At 64.9% G+C, this 21,069-nt stretch carries 20 protein-coding genes; 13 read left to right on the top strand and 7 right to left on the bottom strand.

The window, feature by feature from the left end; all coding sequences use genetic code 11:
• Positions 1–109: 109 nt before the first annotated feature.
• Positions 110–2,026: an adenylyl-sulfate kinase gene (cysC, locus tag CO669_RS11685; protein WP_097660092.1), complete on the bottom strand. Its 1,917-nt coding sequence runs from the start codon at positions 2,024–2,026 to the stop codon at positions 110–112.
• 20 nt (positions 2,027–2,046) lie between these two features.
• On the bottom strand, positions 2,047–2,841 hold the full coding sequence (gene cysD, locus CO669_RS11680) for a sulfate adenylyltransferase subunit CysD (RefSeq protein ID WP_080134972.1): 795 nt from the start codon (positions 2,839–2,841) through the stop codon (positions 2,047–2,049).
• A gap of 245 nt (positions 2,842–3,086) precedes the next feature.
• On the opposite strand from cysD, the gene cysG reads away from it, so the two are divergent.
• The 12 genes from cysG (at position 3,087) to CO669_RS11620 (ending at position 14,378) form a co-directional block, all read left to right on the top strand.
• Positions 3,087–4,511 (top strand): siroheme synthase CysG, encoded by a 1,425-nt coding sequence (cysG, locus tag CO669_RS11675; RefSeq protein WP_097659950.1) that lies wholly within the window; start codon positions 3,087–3,089, stop codon positions 4,509–4,511.
• Complete coding sequence (locus tag CO669_RS11670; protein ID WP_063200824.1) at positions 4,508–4,825, top strand: DUF2849 domain-containing protein; 318 nt, start codon at positions 4,508–4,510, stop codon at positions 4,823–4,825. The genes cysG and CO669_RS11670 overlap by 4 nt, the downstream gene beginning before the upstream one ends.
• A 12-nt stretch (positions 4,826–4,837) precedes the next feature.
• Positions 4,838–6,493 carry a nitrite/sulfite reductase gene (locus CO669_RS11665; protein ID WP_097659949.1) on the top strand — a complete coding sequence of 552 codons (1,656 nt, stop codon included), beginning with the start codon at positions 4,838–4,840 and terminating at the stop codon, positions 6,491–6,493.
• Positions 6,480–6,995, top strand: a complete 516-nt coding sequence (locus tag CO669_RS11660) for a DUF934 domain-containing protein (protein WP_097659948.1) — start codon at positions 6,480–6,482, stop codon at positions 6,993–6,995. Before CO669_RS11665 ends, CO669_RS11660 begins: the two co-directional genes overlap by 14 nt.
• A complete protein-coding gene (locus CO669_RS11655) occupies positions 6,992–7,723 on the top strand; it encodes a phosphoadenylyl-sulfate reductase (RefSeq protein WP_097659947.1) in 732 nt (243 codons plus the stop codon). The genes CO669_RS11660 and CO669_RS11655 overlap by 4 nt, the downstream gene beginning before the upstream one ends.
• A 112-nt stretch (positions 7,724–7,835) precedes the next feature.
• Entirely contained in the window at positions 7,836–8,837 is a 1,002-nt protein-coding gene (locus tag CO669_RS11650; protein ID WP_097659946.1) for a sulfate ABC transporter substrate-binding protein, read from the top strand.
• A 37-nt stretch (positions 8,838–8,874) separates the two neighbouring features.
• A complete protein-coding gene (gene cysT, locus CO669_RS11645) occupies positions 8,875–9,711 on the top strand; it encodes a sulfate ABC transporter permease subunit CysT (RefSeq protein WP_198963963.1) in 837 nt (278 codons plus the stop codon).
• Between the two features lie 10 nt (positions 9,712–9,721).
• On the top strand, positions 9,722–10,633 hold the full coding sequence (cysW, locus tag CO669_RS11640) for a sulfate ABC transporter permease subunit CysW (protein WP_097659944.1): 912 nt from the start codon (positions 9,722–9,724) through the stop codon (positions 10,631–10,633).
• Positions 10,623–11,657 carry a sulfate/molybdate ABC transporter ATP-binding protein gene (locus tag CO669_RS11635; protein ID WP_097659943.1) on the top strand — a complete coding sequence of 345 codons (1,035 nt, stop codon included), beginning with the start codon at positions 10,623–10,625 and terminating at the stop codon, positions 11,655–11,657. The genes cysW and CO669_RS11635 overlap by 11 nt, the downstream gene beginning before the upstream one ends.
• A gap of 177 nt (positions 11,658–11,834) precedes the next feature.
• Entirely contained in the window at positions 11,835–12,335 is a 501-nt protein-coding gene (locus CO669_RS11630; RefSeq protein ID WP_097659942.1) for a CAP domain-containing protein, read from the top strand.
• 77 nt (positions 12,336–12,412) lie between these two features.
• Positions 12,413–13,588, top strand: a complete 1,176-nt coding sequence (locus tag CO669_RS11625) for a DUF3734 domain-containing protein (RefSeq protein ID WP_097659941.1) — start codon at positions 12,413–12,415, stop codon at positions 13,586–13,588.
• A gap of 1 nt (position 13,589) precedes the next feature.
• The gene (locus CO669_RS11620) at positions 13,590–14,378 is read left to right on the top strand and encodes a 3-hydroxybutyrate dehydrogenase (protein WP_097659940.1); all 789 of its coding nucleotides are present in this window, start codon (positions 13,590–13,592) and stop codon (positions 14,376–14,378) included.
• Positions 14,379–14,502: 124 nt separating this feature from the next.
• Here CO669_RS11620 and CO669_RS11615 read toward each other — a convergent pair whose 3' ends face one another.
• The 3 genes from CO669_RS11615 to CO669_RS11600 form a co-directional block, all read right to left on the bottom strand.
• Positions 14,503–15,327: a sulfite exporter TauE/SafE family protein gene (locus CO669_RS11615; RefSeq protein ID WP_097659939.1), complete on the bottom strand. Its 825-nt coding sequence runs from the start codon at positions 15,325–15,327 to the stop codon at positions 14,503–14,505.
• 196 nt (positions 15,328–15,523) lie between these two features.
• Positions 15,524–16,891 (bottom strand): flippase, encoded by a 1,368-nt coding sequence (locus CO669_RS11610; protein WP_143278657.1) that lies wholly within the window; start codon positions 16,889–16,891, stop codon positions 15,524–15,526.
• A 574-nt stretch (positions 16,892–17,465) separates the two neighbouring features.
• Positions 17,466–18,305 carry a protein-disulfide reductase DsbD domain-containing protein gene (locus tag CO669_RS11600; RefSeq protein ID WP_097659936.1) on the bottom strand — a complete coding sequence of 280 codons (840 nt, stop codon included), beginning with the start codon at positions 18,303–18,305 and terminating at the stop codon, positions 17,466–17,468.
• A 142-nt stretch (positions 18,306–18,447) separates the two neighbouring features.
• On the opposite strand from CO669_RS11600, the gene CO669_RS11595 reads away from it, so the two are divergent.
• Complete coding sequence (locus CO669_RS11595; protein WP_097659935.1) at positions 18,448–19,092, top strand: YqgE/AlgH family protein; 645 nt, start codon at positions 18,448–18,450, stop codon at positions 19,090–19,092.
• A 187-nt stretch (positions 19,093–19,279) separates the two neighbouring features.
• Here CO669_RS11595 and CO669_RS11590 read toward each other — a convergent pair whose 3' ends face one another.
• Both CO669_RS11590 and CO669_RS11585 read right to left on the bottom strand, forming a co-directional pair.
• On the bottom strand, positions 19,280–20,167 hold the full coding sequence (locus tag CO669_RS11590) for a TauD/TfdA dioxygenase family protein (protein WP_097659934.1): 888 nt from the start codon (positions 20,165–20,167) through the stop codon (positions 19,280–19,282).
• A gap of 97 nt (positions 20,168–20,264) precedes the next feature.
• On the bottom strand, positions 20,265–21,044 hold the full coding sequence (locus CO669_RS11585; RefSeq protein ID WP_097659933.1) for an SDR family NAD(P)-dependent oxidoreductase: 780 nt from the start codon (positions 21,042–21,044) through the stop codon (positions 20,265–20,267).
• Positions 21,045–21,069 lie beyond the last annotated feature (25 nt).

Genomic DNA, 21,069 nt, shown 5'->3' with positions numbered 1-21,069 from the left:
GCGAAAGCGGGGAATCCAGTACGCCGCGGCTTCTCGGTATCCCAACGCCGTCTCTGGAATACTGGGTCGCCCGGTCAAGCCGGGCGACGACAGCGGAGGGCGGGCGGCCTCAAATATTCGCCGCGAGGTCCACGACGTCGTCGAACAGCACGCCCGACGTTTTCAGCATCTGCTCGATCTCATCCGCCGCCTCGGCGACCGTCCGCGTCGAGGTGTCGATCACGAGCTCGGCTGCCTGTGGCGCTTCGTAGTCGTTGCCGATGCCGGTGAACGAAGCCAGCGCACCGGCTCGGGCCTTCTTGTAGTGGCCCTTGGGATCGCGCTCCTCGCACACCTCGGCCGGCGTCGCGACATGGATCTCGCGGAAGGTGGTGTCGGCGATGCGACGCGCGGTGGCGCGGTCTTCGCGCGCAGGCGAGACCGCGGCGACGATCGCGATGTGGCCGTTGCGGGCGAGATGCGTCGCGACTTCGGCGAGACGGCGGATGTTCTCGCTGCGATCGGCGGCGGAGAAGCCGAGATCGCCGTTGAGCCCGGCGCGCAACGTGTCGCCGTCGAGCAGGATCGGCGAGCCGCCATTGGTGAAGAGACGCCGCTCCAGCGCCTTGGCCAGCGTCGACTTGCCGGAAGCGGGCAGGCCGGTGAGCCAGACCACGGCGCCGTTGTGCTGATAGCGTGCGGAACGTTCGTCGGGACGCAGCGCCGATTCCACCGGCACGATGTCGACGGGCACGGCGCGCTGGCCGGCATCGACCGACAGCACGAGGCCGCCGCCTGCGATACGCCCGGACACTTCGATCACGAGACGGCCGGTGCGCGGGTTCTCGGTGTAGGGATCGGTCGCAATCGGATTCGACAGCGAGATGTCGATCTCGCCGACATGATTGCGGCCGATCGCCTTGTTCTCGCTGCTCGAGAGCTCGCCGGGATCGACTGCCTTCTCGATGGCGACGACGGTCGCGCGGCTTTCCTTCGGCCCGCAGCGAACCAGCAGCTGGTCGCCCTTGGCGAGCGGCTTGTCGTGCAGCCAGAAGATCCGCGCGCGCAGCCGCCGCGTCTCGCGCGGGGCGGTGGCGGCATGCGCGACGATGTCGCCGCGCTCGATGAACAATTCGCGGTCGAGCGTGATGCCGACCGAGCGTCCGGCACCATGCCGTCCTGCGACCGGCGTCACCGGCCAGCTCTCGACCGTCTTGATCTTGGCGATCTTGCCGGCCGGCATGATCACGATCTCGTCGCCGGCAATGAGGCTGCCGGATTCGATGCGGCCCGCCACGATACGGCGGTCGTCGAACTTGTAGATCGCCTGCACCGGCAGACGCAGCGCCAGAGATTCCAGCGGCCGCGCCGGTTCGAGGGCGTCGAGCGCCTCGACCACGGTCGGCCCCTTGTACCAGCCGATCCGATCGGTGTGCTCGGCGACGCCATCGCCATCGCGCGCCGAAATCGGAATGATCGCCGTGGGCGTCACGCCGAGGCCATTGAGATGGGCAGATATCTCGTCGCTGATCGCCTTGAAGCGGTCAGCGGAGAAATCGACCCGGTCCATCTTGTTGACGACGACGGCAACCTGCTTCACGCCGAGCAGATGCAGCAGATAACCGTGCCGCCTGGTCTGGTCACGTACGCCTTCGAGCGCGTCGATGATCAGCACCGCGCCATCGGCCTGCGACGCCCCGGTGATCATGTTGCGCAGGAATTCCGCGTGGCCCGGCGCGTCGATCAGCACGATGTCGCGCGAATTGGTGCGGAAGCGGATCTGCGTGGTGTCGATGGTGATGCCCTGGTCGCGCTCGGTCTGGAGCGCGTCGAGCAGGAACGACCATTCGAACGGCATGCCGCGCCGCGCGCTGACGGCTTTCAGCATTTCCAGCTTGCCGTCGGGCAGGCTGCCGGTCTCGTGCAGGAGGCGGCCGACCAGCGTCGACTTGCCGTGGTCGACATGGCCGACGATGACGATGCGGACCTGCGGACGGGTGGTGCCGTTCGGCGTGGCCGGCGAAGCGGGGGTGACGATCATGTTCATGTCGCGCTCGCGTCCCAAGGTCAGAGATAGCCGGCGACGCGAAGGCGCTCGAAGGCGTCCTCCGTCTCGTGGTCGAGCGCGCGACCGGCGCGCTCCGGCACCTTGGTCTGTTCGAGCTCGATCAGGATCTCGTCGATGGTCGACGCCGTCGAGTTCACGGGATTGGTGATGTCCTGATCGCCGAGCGAGCGATAGCGCTTGCCGTTCTGTGAGAGATAAAGCGGGATGATCGGGATGTTCTCGCGCTTGGTGTAGGCCCAGATGTCGGCCTCGGTCCAATGCAGGATGGGGTGGATACGCAAATGCGCGCCCTGCGGCGGCGAGGCGTTGAAATGGTCCCAGAATTCCGGCGGCTGGTCGCGCACGTCCCAATTGCCCTCCAGGCCGCGCGGCGAGAACACGCGCTCCTTGGCGCGCGTCGCCTCCTCGTCGCGGCGGATGCCGGCGATCAGGCCGTCGAAGCCATATTTGGCGAGCGCCATCTTGAGGCCTTCGGTCTTGCGCGCGGCGGAGCGGGCGGCGGGCGGCAGCGTCGGGTCGACGGCATCGATGGGCGGGCAGGGCTCGACGCGCAGATCGAGATCCCACTCTTTCCCGTAGTGGTCTCGAAAGCGGTACATCTCCGGAAACTTCTTGCCGGTGTCGACATGGAGCGCCGGAAACGGCATGCGGCCGAAGAACGCTTTCCGCGCCAGCCAGATCATGACGTTGGAGTCCTTGCCGAGCGACCATAGCAGGGCGATCTTCTTCAGGCGGGCGAAGGCCTCGCGAAAGATGTAGATGCTCTGCGCCTCGAGCTGGTCGAGATGGTCCATGCTCGGCGCAACATCGGCGGAAAATTCTTGCGAGTCCGCGCGTGCGAGAGGGGCCTTGCTGCTCATTCCGATAGCTGCGGAATCGTCCCTGAGAAGATGCATCTCTGCCACTTTGCGTTTGGAGGCGAAAATTCTATAGTCGAGACGCGCAAGAGAAGAAGAAATTTTCTCTTTGCGCACTCGAAACGACACATATATAGAAAATAATTCCAGTCAACCCCGGATGTGGGGGAAGCGAGTATCGCATGCGGTTCTTGCCGGTATTTCTCGATCTCAAGGCCGGTCCGGTGGTTCTCATCGGCACGGGCGAGCTTTTGCGCGCCAAGCTGCGCGTGCTCGCCGCTGCCGGTGCGCGCATCCGTGTGCACGCGATCGACGGCAATCATGAGTTCAATCCCGGCTCGGACGACGCCGCTCGTATCGAGATCGCGACAGGTGATCCGCTGACCGCTGATCTCGCAGGCGTCATCGCCATCGTCTGCGCGGGCGCGGGTGATGTCGGCGTTGCCATGTCGGCGCGCGCCAAGTCGCTCGGCCTTCCCGTCAACGTCATGGACGATCTCGAACATTCCAGCTTCATCTTCCCGGCGATCGTCGATCGCGGCGATGTCGTGGTCGCGGTCGGCACCGGTGGCACGTCGCCGGTGGTGGCGCGGCGCGTGCGCGAGAAGATCGAGGCGCTGCTGCCTGCTCGCATCGGCGAGCTCGCCGAATTTATCGGCGGCTTCCGCAAGTCCATCAACGAGCGCATCGCCGAGTTTCCGTTGCGTCGCCGCTTCTGGGAGCGTGTCATCGACGGTCCGATCGGCGCCGCCGTGCTCTCGGGACGCACGAGCGAAGCTGACGCGGCCCTCAAGGCCATTTCCGATCCCTCCGAATTTGCGCGCGCTGCCAAGCCGGAAGGCTCGGTCGCGCTGGTCGGCGCCGGTCCCGGCGATCCTGATCTTCTCACCATCAAGGCGCTGCGCGCGTTGCAGGACGCCGATGTCGTCTTCCACGACGAACTGGTCTCGAACGAAATTCTCGACCGCATTCGCCGCGATACCACGCGCGTTGCCGTCGGCCGCCGCATCGGTAAGCCCGGCATCGGCCAGGACGCCATCAACCAGCGCATGATCGAGGCCGCGCAAGCCGGCCAGCGCGTGGTCCGGCTGAAGGGCGGCGATCCCTTCGTGTTCGGCCGCGGCGGTGAAGAGGTCGAAGCGCTGCGCGCTGCCGGCGTCGCCTATTCGATCGTTCCCGGCATCACCGCAGGGCTCGGCGGCGCCGCCGATTTCGAGGTGCCGCTCACCTACCGTCACGAAGCAACCCGCATGACCTTCCTTACCGCGCACAAGGCGCGCGACGCGGAAGCCGTGGACTGGTCGACGCTGACCGACACGAGGATGACCATCGTCGTCTACATGGGCGTGTCCGCCGCCCCTGCCGTGCGCGCGGGCCTGCTCGCCGCGGGCCGTTCGCCGGAGACGCCGGTCGGCGTGTTCGCCCGCGTCACGCGCCCCGATGCGCAAGGCGCGATCGGAACGCTCGGTGACCTGCCTGAGCTCGCCCGGCGGGTCGATGGCGGTCCCGCCATTCTCATCATCGGCGAGGTGGTCCGGCATGCCGGTTCGCTTCGCCGCCAGACACCCAACCAAATCATCTCAGACCTATTGGATGCAGCCGAATGACCTCTCCGCTCGAACAGAAGAAGATCAAGATCGCCGGCCCCTCGATCGTGACCGCCAACCGGACCTGGGACGGCATCGTGGTCTATCGCACCGCCACCAAGAGCTGGTCTGCGGACCTGTCGGAGGCCGCGATCGTACGCAACTCCGACGAGGCCAAGGCGTTGCTTGCGGAGTCCGTCGCCGATGACGTCGGCGCCATCGGACCCTATATCGCCCCGGTGCAGGTCGGCGCGGACGGCAAGATCGAACCCGGCAATCTGCGCGAACAGATCCGCCGTACCGGTGTCACCATCGGACAGTCGGCCCAGGCTTAAGGCGCTTTACCTATGTACGCTTACGACGAAATCGACCGCACGCTCGTCAACGAGCGCGTCTCGGAGTTCCGCGACCAGGTGAAGCGGCGCCTTTCCGGCGAGCTCACCGAGGACGAGTTCAAGATCCTGCGACTGCAGAACGGCGTCTATCTGCAGCTGCACGCCTACATGTTCCGGGTCGCGATCCCCTACGGCACGCTGGCGACGAACCAGCTGCGGGCCCTCGCCCATGTCGCGCGAAAGTACGATCGCGGCTACGGCCATTTCACCACGCGTCAGAACATCCAGTTCAACTGGATCAAGCTCGCCGAGCTGCCGGACGCGCTGGAAGATCTCGCCAAGGTCGGCATCCATGCGATGCAGACCTCCGGCAACAACATGCGCAACGTCACCTCGGACCAATGGGCCGGCGTCGCGCCGGGCGAGATCGAGGATCCCCGCATCTGGTCGGAGCTGATCCGCCAGCATACCACGCTGCATCCGGAATTCTCGTTCCTGCCGCGCAAGTTCAAGATCGCGATCACCGCTTCGGATCACGACCGCGCCGCGATCAAGATCCACGACATCGGCCTGCGCCTGATCAAGAACGAGAAGGGCGAGACCGGCTTCGAGGTCCTGGTCGGCGGCGGGCTCGGCCGCACGCCGTTCATCGCCAAGACCATCAAGCACTTCGTACATGGCCGCGATATCCTCAGCTACATCGAGGCGATCCTGCGCGTCTACAACCAGTATGGCCGCCGCGACAACATCTACAAGGCGCGCATCAAGATCCTGGTGCACGAGCTCGGCATCGAGAAGTTCTCGCGCGAGGTCGAGGAGGAGTGGCAGCACATCCGCAATTCCTCGCTCCAGATCGACGACGAGGTGATCGAGGACATCCGCTCGCGCTTCACCTATCCGGCCTACGAGAAGCTGCCGCACATGCCCGACGAGCTGCGCCAGGCCGCGGCCGATCCCGAGTTCGAGGCATGGCGCAAGAACTCGGTGGCCCCGCACAAGGTGCAGGGCTATTCGATCGTCACGATCTCGCTGAAGCCGATCGGGGCGCCTCCGGGCGATGCCACCGCCGAGCAGATGGATGCGCTGGCCGACCTCGCCGACAAATATTCCTTCGGCGAGATCCGCGTCGGTCACGAGCAGAACCTGGCGCTGCCGCATGTCGCCAAGCGCGACCTGCCGGCGCTGTGGAAGGCGCTCGACAAGCTTGGCCTCGCGACGCCGAACGTCAACCTGATCACCGACATCATCGCCTGCCCGGGGCTCGACTATTGCTCGCTGGCGAATGCGCGCTCAATTCCGATCGCGCAGGAGCTGACGCGGCGCTTCGCCAATCACGAGCTCGCCAATCTGATCGGCCGGCTGCACATCAACATCTCCGGCTGCATCAATGCCTGCGGTCATCACCATGTCGGCCATATCGGCATTCTCGGCGTCGAGAAGAACGGCGAGGAGGTCTACCAGATCACCATCGGCGGCCGGGCCGACGAGAACGCTGCGCTCGGCACCCTGATCGGGCCCGGCGTGAAGTTCGACGAGGTTGCCGACGTCATCGAGGACGTCGTGGAAGCCTATCTGGCGCTGCGCAAGCGGCCCGAAGAATTGTTCATGGACACGGTGAAGCGCCTCGGCGTCGAACCCTTCAAGGAGCGCGTCTATGCCACTCGTTAACGGCGGAAAGATCGCCGACGACAGCTTCGTCAAGCTGGCCGTCGACACACCGCTGCCAGAGGGCGGCGACATCCTGGTGCCGGCCGAGCGTTTCATCGGCGAAGCCGATGCGCTGCTCAAGCGTTCGGTCAAGATCGGCGTGATCTGGCCGAACAATCGCGACATCGCCGAAATCGCGCCCTATCTCGGCAAGATCGCCGCCGTCGCGCTGGTGTTCCCGACGTTCCGCGACGGGCGCGCCTACAGCCAGGCCCGCCTGCTGCGCGAGCGTTACAATTACCGCGGCGAATTGCGCGCCACCGGACAGGTGCTGCGCGACCAGTTCGTGTTCATGCTGCGCGCCGGCTTCGATTCCTTCGAGGTCAAGAAGCAGGCCGACGCGGAAGCCTTCATGCAGACCGCGAAGCGCTATTCGGTGTTCTACCAGCCGACCGGCGATGGCCGCATCACGGCCCTGCACCGGCGCATGCAGCTGCGTCATTCCGAGGGTGTCGGCACGTGAACGTCGTTGCGTCCCAGCTCGCTCCGGTATCCGTTTCTGCGCTGCCTTCGGCGAAGGAGCTCGATCGGAGCCTGCGCGATGCCTCGCCCGCTGAGATCATCGCTGCGGCGCTGAAGACGGTCGGGCGCGAGAAGCTGGCGCTGGTGTCGTCCTTCGGCACGGAATCGGCAACGCTGCTCAAGGTCATGGCGGACGTCGACCCCGCGATCCCGGTGATCTTCCTCGATACCGGCTGGCTGTTCGAGGAGACGCTCGCCTATCGCGACACACTGATCGCGACGCTGGGCCTGAAGGACGTTCGTTCGATCAAGCCCGCCGAGGAAGCTTTGTCGCGCGAAGATCCCGATCGTGAGCTCTGGTTCTCCGATCCCGACGCCTGCTGCCGCATCCGCAAGGTGGAACCGCTGGCGCGCGCGCTCAAACCGTTCTCGGCCTGGCTCAACGGCCGCAAGCGCTTTCAGGGCAACGCGCGTGCCGACATTGCCGTCGTCGAGGATGACGGTGCGCGGTTGAAGTTCAATCCCTTCGCCAACGTCTCGCGAGAGGAACTCGAGGCCATCTTCGTCCGCGCCAAATTGCCGCGTCACCCCTTGGTCGCCTCCGGTTTCCGGTCGGTTGGGTGTATGCCTTGCACGAGCAGAACGGCCGAAGGCGAGGATGAGCGCGACGGTCGCTGGCGCGGCCAAGCCAAGACAGAATGCGGCATCCATGCGATGAAGACTTCGTAGCACAGCCGCGCTGCGAGCCAGCGAACAAGAAAATCCGGTTTCGTTGACTTGAGCGCGTTTCGCCGCGAGTTTCGCCTGCATGTCTTCGCTGACACCGACGTCAGCGAAGTGAATGGAGATGGACATGATGCGCCGTATCGTTCCGCTCGCTGCAGGATTGCTCTGGGCAAGCTCGGGTCTCGCCGCTGACATCAACCTCTTGAACGTGTCGTACGATCCGACGCGCGAGCTCTATGTCGAGTTCAACAAGGCATTTGCGAATGCCTATCAGAAGGAGACCGGCAAGAGCGTCGAGATCAAGCAGTCGCATGGCGGCAGCGGTTCGCAGGCGCGCGCCGTGATCGATGGGTTGCAGGCCGATGTGGTGACGCTTGCGCTCGCCTACGATATCGATGCGATCGCCGGCAAAGGTCTCACCACGACGGACTGGCAGAAGCGGCTGCCGCAGAATTCATCACCCTACACCTCCACCATCGTTTTCCTGGTGCGCAAGGGCAATCCCAAGGCGATCAAGGACTGGGATGACCTGGTCAAGCCGGGCGTCGCGGTGATCACGCCGAACCCGAAGACCTCAGGCGGTGCACGCTGGAATTACCTTGCGGCCTGGGGCTTTGCGCAGAAGAAATACGGCTCGGCGGAGAAGGCCAAGGATTTCATCGGAAAGCTCTACCAGCAGGTGCCGGTTCTGGATACCGGTGCACGCGGCGCGACCGTGACCTTCGTCGAGCGCGGCGTCGGCGACGTGCTGCTCGCCTGGGAGAACGAGGCGTTCCTCGCGCTGAAGGAGTTCGGCGCGAGCAAGTTCGAGATCGTGGCGCCGCCGCAGTCGATCCTCGCAGAGCCGCCGGTCGCGATCGTCGACAAGGTGGCCGACAGAAAGGGGACCCGTAACGCCGCCGACGCGTATCTGCAATATTGGTACACGAAGGAAGGTCAGGAGATCGCCGCGCGCAATTTCTACCGCCCGCGCGATCCCGAGATCGCCAAGAGACATGAAAACGCCTTCGCCAAGGTCGAACTATTCACGATCGACGACGTTTTCGGCGGTTGGACCAAGGCGCAGAAAGAACATTTTGCAGATGGCGGCGTCTTCGATCAGATCTACAAGAACTGACCGGGCGCAGTCTTAAGAGGCTTTAGCAGGGGACCTGGTGAGCGTACTCGCAGCACGACGCCGGACATTGCCGGGCTTCGGTCTCACGATGGGACTGACGCTGTCCTGGCTGTCCGTCATCATCCTCATTCCGCTCGCGGGGCTGTTCCTGAAGTCGCTCGAGCTCAGCCCCGAGCAGTTCTGGAATATTCTCACCAGTCGCCGCACCCTGAATGCGCTGCGCGTCTCCTTCGGCCTCGCCTTTGCTGCGGCCTGTGTCAATCTCGTCATGGGCAGCGTCATCGTCTGGGCGCTGGTGCGCTACCGGTTTCCCGGCCGCCGGCTGTTCGACGCCATCGTCGACGTGCCCTTCGCGCTGCCGACGGCAGTTGCGGGCGTCGCGCTCACCGCGCTGTTCGCCGAGAAGGGCTGGCTGGGCGCGCCGCTCGCAGCACTCGGCGTCAAGGTGGCGTTCACGCCGGTCGGCATCTTCGTCGCCATGATCTTCATCGGCATTCCCTTCGTGGTGCGCACGGTGCAGCCCGTGTTGCAGGATCTCGACCCTGAAATCGAGGAGGCCGCGGGCAGTTTGGGTGCCAGCCGCTGGCAGACCATTACTCGCGTGATCCTGCCCTCGCTGGCGCCGGCGCTGCTTACCGGGCTCGCGCTCGCCTTCGCCCGTGCGGTCGGTGAATACGGCTCGGTGATCTTCATCGCCGGCAATCTGCCCAACGTCTCCGAGATCGCTCCGCTTCTGATCGTGATCCGCCTCTCCGAGTTCCGCTACGCCGACGCGACCGCGATCGCGGTGGTCATGCTCGTCGTCTCCTTCGTCATCATCTTCGCCGTCAACCGGCTCCAGCGCTGGGCGCAGAGCCGGATCCCGGCGCGCTGAGGGGCGGACCATGACGATGCAGATTGTCCATTCAGGCCCGGTCACCTCGTCCGACGAGAAGACCCGTGCACGTGATGCCCTCGCGCGGGACAATCTCCGCACCGAGCCGAAGGCCGTGCGCATTGCCGTCATCACGATCGCGATCGCGTTTCTCACCGTCTTCGTCGTGCTGCCACTGGTCGTGGTGTTCGCCCACGCGTTCTCGAAGGGGATCGCCGCCTATCTCGCCGCGCTCGCGGAGCCCGAGGCGATGGCTGCGATCAGGCTGACGCTGCTGGTTGCGGCGATCTCGGTCGGCCTCAATCTCGTGTTTGGTCTCGTCGCCGCATGGGCAATCGCGAAATTCGATTTCCCGGGCAAGACCTTCCTGATCACGCTGATCGACCTGCCGTTCTCGGTCAGCCCGGTGATCTCCGGCCTCGTCTTCGTGCTGCTGTTCGGCGCGCAGGGCTATTTCGGCAGCTGGCTGCGCGACCACGACATCCAGATCCTGTTCGCGGTGCCCGGCATCGCGCTCGCCACCACCTTCGTGACCTTCCCCTTCGTGGCGCGCGCGCTGATCCCCTTGATGCTGGAGCAGGGCACGCAGGAGGAGGAGGCCGCGATCTCGCTCGGCGCCTCGGGTCTGCAGACCTTCTTCCGCGTCACGCTGCCCAACATCAAATGGGGCGTGCTCTACGGCGTGCTGCTCTGCAACGCGCGGGCGATGGGCGAGTTCGGCGCGGTCTCCGTCGTCTCCGGCCACATCCGCGGCGAGACCAACACGATGCCGCTGCTGGTCGAGATCCTCTACAACGAATACCAGTTCGTTGCCGCCTTCGCGATCGCCTCGCTGCTGGCGATGCTGGCGTTGATCACGCTGATCGCCAAGACCGTTCTGGAACATCATCTGGACGAGGGACAAGACGCACGTGACCATTGAAGTCAAAAATCTCGTCAAGACGTTCGGCAGCTTCAAAGCCCTCGACGGCGTCGACCTCAAGGTCGATAGTGGCGAGCTCGTGGCACTGCTCGGACCTTCCGGGTCGGGAAAGACCACGCTGCTGCGGATCATCGCCGGCCTCGACTGGCCCGACGGCGGCGACGTGCTCATCAACGGTGAGGATGCGCTGGCGCAGGGCGCGCGCGAGCGGCATGTCGGCTTCGTGTTCCAGCATTACGCGCTGTTCCGCCACATGAGCGTGTTCGAGAACGTGGCCTTCGGCCTGCGCGTGCAGCCGCGCGCCGTCCGCAAGGACGAAGCCACGATCCGCGCGCGCGTCAAGGAGCTGCTCGACCTCGTGCAGCTCGACTGGCTTTCCGACCGCTATCCGAGCCAGCTCTCCGGCGGCCAGCGCCAGCGCATCGCGCTGGCCCGCGCGCTCGCGATCGAGCCGCGCATCCTGCTGCTCGACGAACCGTTCGGCGCGCTCGATGCCAAGGTGAGGAAAGAGCTGCGCCGCTGGCTGCGCTCGCTGCATCACGAGATCAACGTCACCTCGATCTTCGTCACCCACGACCAGGAGGAGGCGCTCGAGGTCGCCAACCGCGTCGTCGTCATGGACAAGGGACGGATCGAGCAGATCGGCTCGCCCGACGACGTCTACGAGACCCCGGCAAGCGCGTTCGTTCACGGCTTCATCGGCGAATCCGTCGAATTGCCGGTTCAGGTCGAGGGGGGCGTGGTCAGGCTCGGCGACCGGCCGCTCGCGCTTGCGGCAGGCGGGGCCGCGCCTGGCGCGTCAAAGCTGTTCGTGCGGCGACATGACATGCTGGTCGGCCCGCCCGGCAGCGGCGCCTTCGAGGGCGCCGTGCAGCACGTCCGCAATTTCGGTCCCGTGCAGCGGGCCGAGATCGCCCTGTCAGGCGGCAAGACCATCGAGATCGACGCTCCCCGCGACAAGGAACTGCGCGTCGGCGACACGATCGGCCTCCAGCCGCGCCGTTACCGGATATTTGCGGGGTAGGTCCCGTCATTCCGGGGCGCGCGTCAGCGCGAACCCGGAATCCCGAGGTTATTGAGCGAGATTCCGGGTTCAGCGCTCCGCGCTGCCCCGCAACGACTTGCGTCGATTTTCTTCAAAATTCACCTTTCAGCCATTGTTGGTATGCAACAACGGCCCCTCATTCGGGGGCCTCCAAACATGCGCGCTGCGGCCGCAATTCTCGTCACTTTGCTGCTTGCCGGCTGCGCCGGCAACGAAGCGCCGGTCCAGCAGCCGTCGATGTATACCGACATGGCCGCCCCGGGATCCAAGCTCGATGCGCAGGCGGCCGCGATCATGATCTCGCAATACCGCCAGAACAACATGCTCGGCACCGTCGTGGTCGACCCCGATCTGATGCGGCTCGCCGAATCCCAGTCCAATGCCATGGCGGCGGCCAACAAGATGGACCATGACGTCCGCGCGCCCCTGGCCAAGCGCCTTGCCGCCGGCGGCTATCCGGCGACCGTGGCGGTCGAGAACATCTCGGCCGGCTATCATACGCTGGCGGAAGCGTTTTCCGGCTGGCGCGACTCGCCCCCGCACCGCGCCAACATGCTCAAGAGCGGTGTCACAAAATTGGGCATCGCGGCGAGCTATGCTCCCGGCACCAAATACAAGGTGTTCTGGACCATGATCCTGGCCTCGACCGAGCGATAAGCCAGACTTGATCCCGGCATACATTGACGCCGCGGCGGAGTGTCGCCACGGTGGCGCGCCATTGCTATTGTTCCCCCATGACCGATCGTAACCCGGAATCCGCCAGCATCCCCGCGAATGCGCAACGCGTCCTGGTCCTGCAGGGCGGCGGTGCGCTCGGCTCCTACCAGGCCGGTGCCTATCAGGCGCTGTGCGGCCACGGCTTCGAGCCGGAATGGGTCGCCGGCATCTCGATCGGCGCCGTCAACGCCGCCATCATCGCCGGCAACGAGGGACAGACCCGCGTCAAGCGGCTCAAGGAATTCTGGGAGATGGTGTCGGCGCCGGTGCCGTGGAAACCGATCGGCAAGAGCGACCACAGCCGCGAGCTGTTCAACTCGACGAGTGCCGCGCTGATCGCCACCTTCGGCGTGCCCGGCTTCTTCGTCCCGCGCGTCCCGCCGGCGCCGCTCTGGCCGCCCGGCAGCCCGCAGGCCGAGAGCTATTACGACACCGCGCCCTTGAAGAAGACGCTGGAGCGTCTGGTCGATTTCGACCGCATCAACGACCTGAAGACCCGCCTGTCGGTCGGCGCAGTCGGCGTCACCTCCGGCAACTTCAAGTATTTCGACAATTACGAGTTCAAGAAGCTCGGCAAGAAAATCGGCCCCGAGCACATCATGGCCTCCGGCGCGCTGCCGCCCGGCTTTCCCTCGGTGACGATCGACGGCGAGCAATATTGGGACGGCGGCATCGCCTCCAACACGCCGCTCGACTATGTGCTCGATGCCGAGGTCGATCGCGACATGCTGATCTTCCAGGTCGACCTGTTTTCCGCCCGCGGCGATTTGCCGACCTCGCTGCTGGAGGCCGCCGAGCGGGAGAAGGACATTCGCTTCTCCAGCCGCACGCGGATGAACACCGACAAGAACAAGCAGCTGCACAACGCCCGCAGGGCGGTGCGCGACTTGATTTCCAAACTGCCCGATTATCTGAAGAACGACCCTTCCGTCGAATTCCTCGCGAAGGTATCGCGTGAAAGCACCGTCACCGTGGTGCATCTGATCTACCGCAGCAAGAACTACGAATCCTCGTCGAAGGATTACGATTTCTCGCACGTCGCCATGGTCGAGCATTGGGAGGCCGGCGTCAACGACGTGCATCTGTCGATGCGCCACAAGGACTGGCTCGAGCGGCCGCAGTCCGGCGAGACCATGGTGACTTACGATCTCACGGGGGACGTCTCCGCGCCCCCGGCAAAAAGGAGCGAATAGAATGGGTAGTCTGTCAGGCAAGAACGCCGTCGTGACCGGGTCCACCAGCGGCATCGGGCTCGCCTATGCGCGTGCGTTCGCCGGCGCCGGTGCCAACGTCGTCATCAATGGCTTCGGCTCGCCGGAGGACATCGAGAAGGAGCGCGCCAAGATCGAGTCCGAGTTCGGCGTGAAGGCGATCTATTCGCCGGCCGACATGACCAAGCCCGCGGAGATCGCCGGCATGATCGCGCTCGGCGAGACGACGTTCGGCTCGGTCGACATCCTCGTCAACAATGCTGGCATTCAGTTCGTCTCGCCGGTCGAGGAGTTCCCGATCGAGAAGTGGGACCAGATCATCGCGATCAACCTCTCCTCGGCCTTCCATGGCATCCGCGCCGCCGTGCCCGGCATGAAGAAGAAGGGCTGGGGCCGCATCATCAACACGGCGTCCGCGCACTCGCTGGTCGCCTCGCCCTTCAAGTCGGCCTATGTCTCGGCCAAGCACGGCATCGCCGGCCTCACCAAGACCGTGGCGCTCGAAGTTGCGACCCACAAGATCACCTGCAATTGCATCAGCCCGGGCTATGTCTGGACGCCGCTGGTGGAGAAGCAGATCCCCGACACGATGAAGGCGCGCAACCTGACGCGCGAGCAGGTCATCAATGACGTGCTGCTCGATGCGCAGCCGACCAAGGAGTTCGTCACCTCCGAGCAGGTCGCAGCGCTGGCTCTGTTCCTGTGCAGCGATGACGCTGCGCAGATCACCGGCACCAATCTGTCGATCGACGGCGGCTGGACCGCGGCGTAAGTCCGCGCTGCCGTAGGGTGGGCAAAGGCGCGTCAGCGCCGTGCCCACCATTCTCGGCGATCGAGAAAGAACGTGGGCACGCTTCGCTTTGCCCACCCTACGAGACTGGGCATCCGCTTCCCGCTCAATGCGTCCAGGCCAGCGCCGTCACGAACGCCGACGACAGATTGAGCTCTGCAAACATGATCTTGCCGGCGACCACGAACAGCACGCTGGCAAGCGTCAGCCGCAGCACCGTTTCGGGGACGCGGGTCGCGCTATAGCTGCCGACGATGATGCCGGGGAGTGAGCCCATCAGCAGCACGCCCATCAGCGCCCAGTCCACGTCACCGAGCGCCCAGTGCCCGATGCCGGCGCCCAGCGTCAATGGCACCGCGTGGGCGATATCGGAGCCGACGATGCTCACCATCGGCAGACGCGGATAGAGCAGCAGCAGCACGGTGACGCCGACCGCACCGGCGCCGACCGACGAGATCGACACCAGTACGCCGAGCACGATCCCGGTGATCACGGTTGCAATCGCGGTGGTGCGATCGTCGACACGCTCCAGCCTGCCGCGGTAACGCTCCATGATCGACTTGCGGAAGATCAGCGAGGTCGCGGTCAGCAGCAGCGCGAAGCACAGCACCAGATTGACCAGGCTGCGCTCGGAATCGCTCTTGAGGTCGAGCTTCCACAGCACCAGCAGAGTCACTGCGCTCGCGGGAATGCTGCCGCAGGCCAGCCGCAGCACCGCCGGCCAGTGCACGCTGCGCGACCAGCCATGCACCAGGCTGCCGCCGGTCTTGGTGGCGGCGGCATAGAGCAGGTCGGTTCCGACCGCGGTCGAGGGGTGCACGCCGAACAGCAGGATCAAGAGCGGCGTCATCAGCGAACCGCCGCCCACGCCGGTCATTCCGACAAGCAGGCCGACGCCAAATCCGGAGGCGACGTAGAGTGGATCAAACATGTCAGGAGAATCTTAGGTTGATCTCGTCGGTTAGGCAATACGACGTAGAATAAAGTTCCCCTAACGCGCAACCACTTGGGCAGAATAAGAAAAATTTTGCCGTGGGCAGAAGAAGCGGAGGCGTTTTGCCTCGTTCCCGTGGCTGCGCTGACAGAGCCGTTCCCCCAACGGCAGCAAGCATCGAGGGGCGCGGGGCCTATTTGCCAAATGCCAGCACGTGCAGGCCGAGACGTTGCCGCACGATCCAGAACAATAGCACCGTCTCGAAGGTGAGGGAGATCGAGGTCGCGGCTGCGGCGCCGTGGCCGCCGTAGCGCGGCACCAGCGCGATGCAGAGCACGACGTTCATCACGAAGGCCAGTGCATAGGCCAGCGCGCAGATCTTCTGCTGACCGAGCATGTTGAGCAGCCGCTCGACCGGCCCGATCGCGGCACGCACCACGAGCCCGATCGCGGCGACGAACATGATGTCGTAGCCGACGGTGAATTGCGGCCCGAACAGCCAGAGCAGCGGCTTGCCGAGTGCGAGCAGCACGATCGTCGCCGCCAGCGACGGCCAGAACGTCCAGCTGATGGCGTGCGCGACATAGGCCGACAGCCGCGCCTTGTCGCCGCTGGCGTTGTATTCGGCGAAGCGATGCGCAGTCGTCGCCGACATCGCGTAGTGGATGAACGAGACCAGCGCCAGCGTCTTCACGACAGCGAAATAGACGCCAACCTCGTCGGAGGGGCGGAACTGCTGCAGCACCAGCACGTCGGTGTAGGACAACAGCAGGTAGAAACTCTCGACCAGCAGGATCGGCAGTGAGACCGCGAGCCAGCCGCGGATGTCGTACGTCTTGGGGCCGGACGGAATATGATCGGCGAGCTTGCGGTTGAGCACCGCCATCTGCCCCGTCATCGCGATCCACACCGCGCCCGCGCTCGCGGCCATCGCGGCGACCGCGCCGAGATGATAGCCGAGCAGGAAGGCGGCGCCCGTGATGCCGATGATCAGCGCCTGGCGGATGATGAATTGCGGCATCAGGCCGAGTTGCATCCAGTCATGCGAGCGCGCGATGCCGTCCTGGGTGTTGGCGACGACGAAGGCGGGCAGTGTCATGCAGCCGATATAGAGCGGCAGCACCTCGGCTGGATCGATCCAGGGCGACAGCAGCCTGACGATGCCGGCAAGAGCGAGCGAGACCAGCGTGGACACGGCCAAGGTTAGCCAGCGGCTGCCGGAGAGGAAGCCGCGCAGCAGCGCCTGCTCGCCGCTGGCCCGATATTCCGGAATGATCTTCTGCGCGGAGGCCGAGATGCCGAAATCCATCATGCTGCCGAGCAGCAGCACCCAAGTCCAGACATAGACATAGATGCCGTAGTCGGACGTGCCCATCCAGCGCGCCAGCAGCACCTGCGAGACATAGGCCATGCCTGCGCTGATCACGCGGATGATGAAGATGGTGCCGGCGAGCCGCCGCGTCAGCGATGCCTCGCTCGATCCGCCGCTGAGCTTGGCGCGCACGCGCGCTATCAGCCCGGCCGGTCCGGTCGTTGTGGGTTGTGCATCCATCACGGCCACGACGAGCCCCCAAGGCATCCCGCATGCTGCGGCAGGCTTGCCCCAGCAGCTTTGCCCAGCAGCCCTGGGGCTTAGCAACCATTCGTTAAGATTCGGTTGGATCGTCGCTCAGCCGCCAGGGCGAGAGCTGGCGCGCAGCAGCACATCTGCCTCCTTGCGGGGTGGAGCTGTGCTGCTAGGATATCCGCATATTGGTTTCAGTTGGAATTTGCGCGACCGAGCGCGCGCCGAGATTTTGCCCAGGTGTCGGACTTTTCGAGTGGGTATCTCCAATTCTTGGCAGCCTTCGATTCTCGGGTCGACGTTTGTTGATCATGGCTTTCAAGAGGAGGGATTATGTATCGATGTCTGGCGTGTCTGACCGCTCTCGCCGCGATCACCTGTATCGAGCTATCTTCCCCGACACCTGCGCGGGCGGACGCGTGGGGATGCTCATACGAGAAGTGCCTGGCCTACTGCGCCAAGGTCGGCGGCCAGCGATGCAGCACATATTGCACGAAGAAACTGCAGGAAAAGCAGGCCTCGAAGGCCTGCCCCGTATCCTGATCGGCTCGGTGACTCCGTCCGCGACGACCTATTCCAGGTTGGTATTGAACTCGTACGACTTCTCCGGCCCGACCAGCGTGAATTTCAGCGCTGCGCCATCGGGCTTGGCGCCCGGCGGCAATCCGTCGAGCTCGAACGAGAAGCGCTTCACGCCGGCCGGGCTGTCCTTGACCGGCTCCGGAATCGGCAGCGCCCAATCGGGCGTTGGCCCTTCCACGTACAGATTGACGTTGCGGCTGTCGGGCGTGACCACGTCGACCACCACGCTCTTGGCTCCGTCGCGCTTGACGTCGCGGATGGTGAGCGGATTGGGATCTCCGATATTGGCGGGCTTGGGCACGGTGTCGAGCGCCGCACGCAGGTTCGCATCCTCGGTCGAGGCGACGCTGTTGAAGCCGAGCTCGGCCTTGACCTCGACCGGAATGCAGAGCTTCTCGCACACCGCGTAATTGATCTCGGCGCGCAAGGTCACGGGCTTGTCGGCCGCCTTGGCAACGATGCGCAACGGCAGCACGATCTGGTCGTGATAGCCGATCGAATGGCCGCCCGCGCCGTCGTCGAATTTCAACGGCGCAGGCCACATCACCGTCACCGCCTCGACATTGTCCGACTTCGAGAAGTCGAACCGCGGCGGAACGCCGGAGTCGCCGGGGATGCGCCAGTAGGTCTTCCACCCCTGCTGGAGCTGGAAGGCGATACCGCCGAGCAGCACGGCGCCGCTGCGCGATCCCGCCAACAGCCGCACGGCGGAATGTCCGTCGCGCTGCCATGGCGAGGCGTCATCGGCGTGGGCTGCGATGGCCAGACACGACGCAAGCAGGGTTGTCGCGACGCCAATCGCCGCACGCAGGGGAACTCTTGTCAGCATGGCACGTCTTTACAGGGTCGAGCCCAGGCAAACCATTGAATTGCTTGTGAAGGATGCACTTCAAGGGAGTCTCTGCAAGCCTTGATTTGACAGCGGCTAGGTCCGACATCAGGATAGGAATTGAAACCGGAGTGCTTCACCGATGGCTCCCACAGGAAAGAGAACGGGCGAAAGCACCCGCAGAGCGGGCCCCGCGCTCCCCAATTCGGCCGGCTATCTCGACGGCCGGCTGCTGATCGCCATGCCTGTGATGGGCGATTCCCGCTTTGAGCGTTCGGTGATCTATCTCTGTGCCCATTCGGCGGAGGGTGCGATGGGTATCATCGTGAACCATCCGGCCGGCAGTATCGATTTCCCCGAGCTGTTGCAGCAGCTCGGCATCATCAAGAAGGGCGAGCACATCAAGCTGCCGGAGAATGCCGAAAGCATGAAGGTGCTGCGCGGCGGCCCGGTCGACACCGGCCGCGGTTTCGTGCTGCATTCCAGCGACTTCTACATCGAGAACGCGACGCTGCGGATCGATGACGGCGTCTGCCTCACGGCGACCGTCGATATCCTGCGCGCCATCGCCAACGGCTCCGGCCCCAAGCACGCCATCCTCGCGCTCGGCTATGCCGGCTGGGCGCCGGGCCAGCTCGAGACCGAGATCCAGGGCAACGGCTGGCTGCATTGCGACGCGGACGCGGATCTGATCTTCGGCGACGACGTCGACGACAAATACAACCGCGCCCTGCAGAAGATCGGCATCGATCCCGGCATGCTCTCCAACGAGGCCGGCCACGCGTAGCTGGCGCGTCTGTCGGTCGACACATGCGCCGGTGTTACGCCACCCACCGCTGTCATGCCCCGGCTTGACCGGGGCATCCAGTACGCCGCAGCCTCTCGGTTCGATCACAACCGTCTCTGGAATACTGGATCGCCCGGTCAAGCCGGGCGATGACACCGTTTGCTGAGTGGGGCTGCACCCAGTCGTCCTACTCCGCCGCCTGCTGCTGCACCGTCGGCTCCGTGCCCGCCACCGTCGCCCTGCGCATGTCGCGGGGCTGGGACTGGTCGTAGCGGCGGACGCGGTGCATGGTCTGGCGATTGTCCCACATCACGAGGTCATGCAGCTTCCATTTGTGGACGTAGACGAACTCCGGCTGGGTCGCGTGCTCGTTCAGGTCGCGCAGCAGCAGCCGGCCTTCGGGCATGCTCATGCCGACGATCTTGCCGGCGTGGGATGAGAGATACAGCGACTTGCGGCGATGCACGGGGTGCGTCCGCACCAGCCGTTGCAGCACCGGCTTGAACATCGCCTTCTCCTCGTCGGTGTATTCGGTGAAGCCGAGCGACCCGCGCGAATACATCAGCGAGTGCTCGCAGACGAGGTCCTCGATCTCCGCCTTGGTCTCCTCGTCGAGCGCATCATAGGCGGCGCGCATGTCGGCGAATTCGGTGTTGCCGCCCTTCGGGTTCACCACCCGCGCCGACAGCAGCGAGAATTTCGCGGGGATCGGGCGGAACGAGCTGTCGGAATGCCACAGGCAATTGCCGAGGTTGAACAGATTGGCGCGGCTGTCCTTCGGCAGCGGCTTGCCGTCCTTGCCGAGGTTGGAGACGTCGTTCAGGCCCGAAGTGAGGCGGTATTCATCTGCCTTGGTGATGTTGCCACCGCGCGCGTCCTCGCGCTGACCGAAGTTCAGCGCGAAGGCCATCTGCTGCTCGTCGGTGATGTCCTGGTCGTGGAAGACCAGCACCGCATATTTGTCCATGGCGGCCTCGACCTCGCGTGCCTCGGCCTCGGTGAGGGGCTTTCGCAAGTCGAGGCCGGAGACCTCGCCGACAAAATGTTTCTGAAGCTGCCGGATGGCGATCGTCATGGCGTTTCTCCCACAGGTCGCGGGCGGTTGGTCCCGCTCTGTCGGCGAAAAAGCTACTCCCGCGCTCGTGCTTGTCAACGCTTCGAGCGCATGCCTCTCACGCGTTCCGCGCCATCAGTCCGCCGTCGACCGGGATGACTGCGCCGGTGAGGAAGGACGCGGCCGGCAGGCACAGGCTCAGTGTCATATGTGCGACCTCTTCGGGGTCGCCGTAGCGGCCGAGTGCGGTGCGGCGCTTGGCGTAGATCGTCTTGTGCTCCTCCGAGATGCGGTCGGTGATCGCCGTGCGGATCGGACCGGGGCAGATGCAGTTGACCGTAATGCCCTCGCGTCCGAGCTCCACGGCGAGCGAGCGGGTGAGGCTGGCAACGCCACCCTTCGCCGCCGAATAGGGGCTGTGCAACGCGGTGGCGCCGAGCGCCTCGGTCGAGGCGATATTGACGATGCGCGGGGACTTCGACTTGCGCAGATGCGGCAGCGCGGCGCGGATGATGCGCGGATGCGCCGTCAGCATCACGGCAATGCCCCTGGCCCAGGCGTCCTCGTAAGCCTCGTCGTCGATCGCGACACGCACGGAGATGCCGGCATTGTTGACGACGATGTCGAGGCCGCCGAAATGCGCGGCAACGTCAGCCACGACACGCTTGATCTCGCCGCCGTCGGCAACATCAAGCTTCCATGCCTTCGCCGCTCCGCCGCTCGCCGCGATCTCCTTCGCAACCGCATGGGCGCCCTGCTCGTCGTAATCGGTGACGGCAACGTTCGCGCCCTCGTTTGCGAACACGCGCGCGGTCGCTCGCCCCATGCCGCTCGCTGCGCCGGTGACGAGAACGGTCAGGCCCTTGACGGACCGGCTGAGCTCTTTGAACTCGGACATGCTGTTTCCTCGGGAAGCTGCTTGT

The sequence above is a fragment of the Bradyrhizobium sp. Y36 genome (genome assembly GCF_002531575.1).
Taxonomy (GTDB): Bacteria; Pseudomonadota; Alphaproteobacteria; order Rhizobiales; family Xanthobacteraceae; genus Bradyrhizobium.
Note: the sequence above shows the minus strand (reverse complement) of the source record. Positions and strands in the feature narration are given on the sequence as shown.

Coding starts and splice junctions, on each gene's coding strand:
- cysC (WP_097660092.1), bottom strand. CDS start 2,026: ATGAACATGATCGTCACCCCCGCTTCGCCGGCCACGCCGAACGGCACC.
- cysD (WP_080134972.1), bottom strand. CDS start 2,841: ATGGACCATCTCGACCAGCTCGAGGCGCAGAGCATCTACATCTTTCGC.
- cysG (WP_097659950.1), top strand. CDS start 3,087: ATGCGGTTCTTGCCGGTATTTCTCGATCTCAAGGCCGGTCCGGTGGTT.
- CO669_RS11670 (WP_063200824.1), top strand. CDS start 4,508: ATGACCTCTCCGCTCGAACAGAAGAAGATCAAGATCGCCGGCCCCTCG.
- CO669_RS11665 (WP_097659949.1), top strand. CDS start 4,838: ATGTACGCTTACGACGAAATCGACCGCACGCTCGTCAACGAGCGCGTC.
- CO669_RS11660 (WP_097659948.1), top strand. CDS start 6,480: ATGCCACTCGTTAACGGCGGAAAGATCGCCGACGACAGCTTCGTCAAG.
- CO669_RS11650 (WP_097659946.1), top strand. CDS start 7,836: ATGGAGATGGACATGATGCGCCGTATCGTTCCGCTCGCTGCAGGATTG.
- cysW (WP_097659944.1), top strand. CDS start 9,722: ATGACGATGCAGATTGTCCATTCAGGCCCGGTCACCTCGTCCGACGAG.
- CO669_RS11630 (WP_097659942.1), top strand. CDS start 11,835: ATGCGCGCTGCGGCCGCAATTCTCGTCACTTTGCTGCTTGCCGGCTGC.
- CO669_RS11625 (WP_097659941.1), top strand. CDS start 12,413: ATGACCGATCGTAACCCGGAATCCGCCAGCATCCCCGCGAATGCGCAA.
- CO669_RS11620 (WP_097659940.1), top strand. CDS start 13,590: ATGGGTAGTCTGTCAGGCAAGAACGCCGTCGTGACCGGGTCCACCAGC.
- CO669_RS11615 (WP_097659939.1), bottom strand. CDS start 15,327: ATGTTTGATCCACTCTACGTCGCCTCCGGATTTGGCGTCGGCCTGCTT.
- CO669_RS11600 (WP_097659936.1), bottom strand. CDS start 18,305: ATGCTGACAAGAGTTCCCCTGCGTGCGGCGATTGGCGTCGCGACAACC.
- CO669_RS11595 (WP_097659935.1), top strand. CDS start 18,448: ATGGCTCCCACAGGAAAGAGAACGGGCGAAAGCACCCGCAGAGCGGGC.
- CO669_RS11590 (WP_097659934.1), bottom strand. CDS start 20,167: ATGACGATCGCCATCCGGCAGCTTCAGAAACATTTTGTCGGCGAGGTC.
- CO669_RS11585 (WP_097659933.1), bottom strand. CDS start 21,044: ATGTCCGAGTTCAAAGAGCTCAGCCGGTCCGTCAAGGGCCTGACCGTT.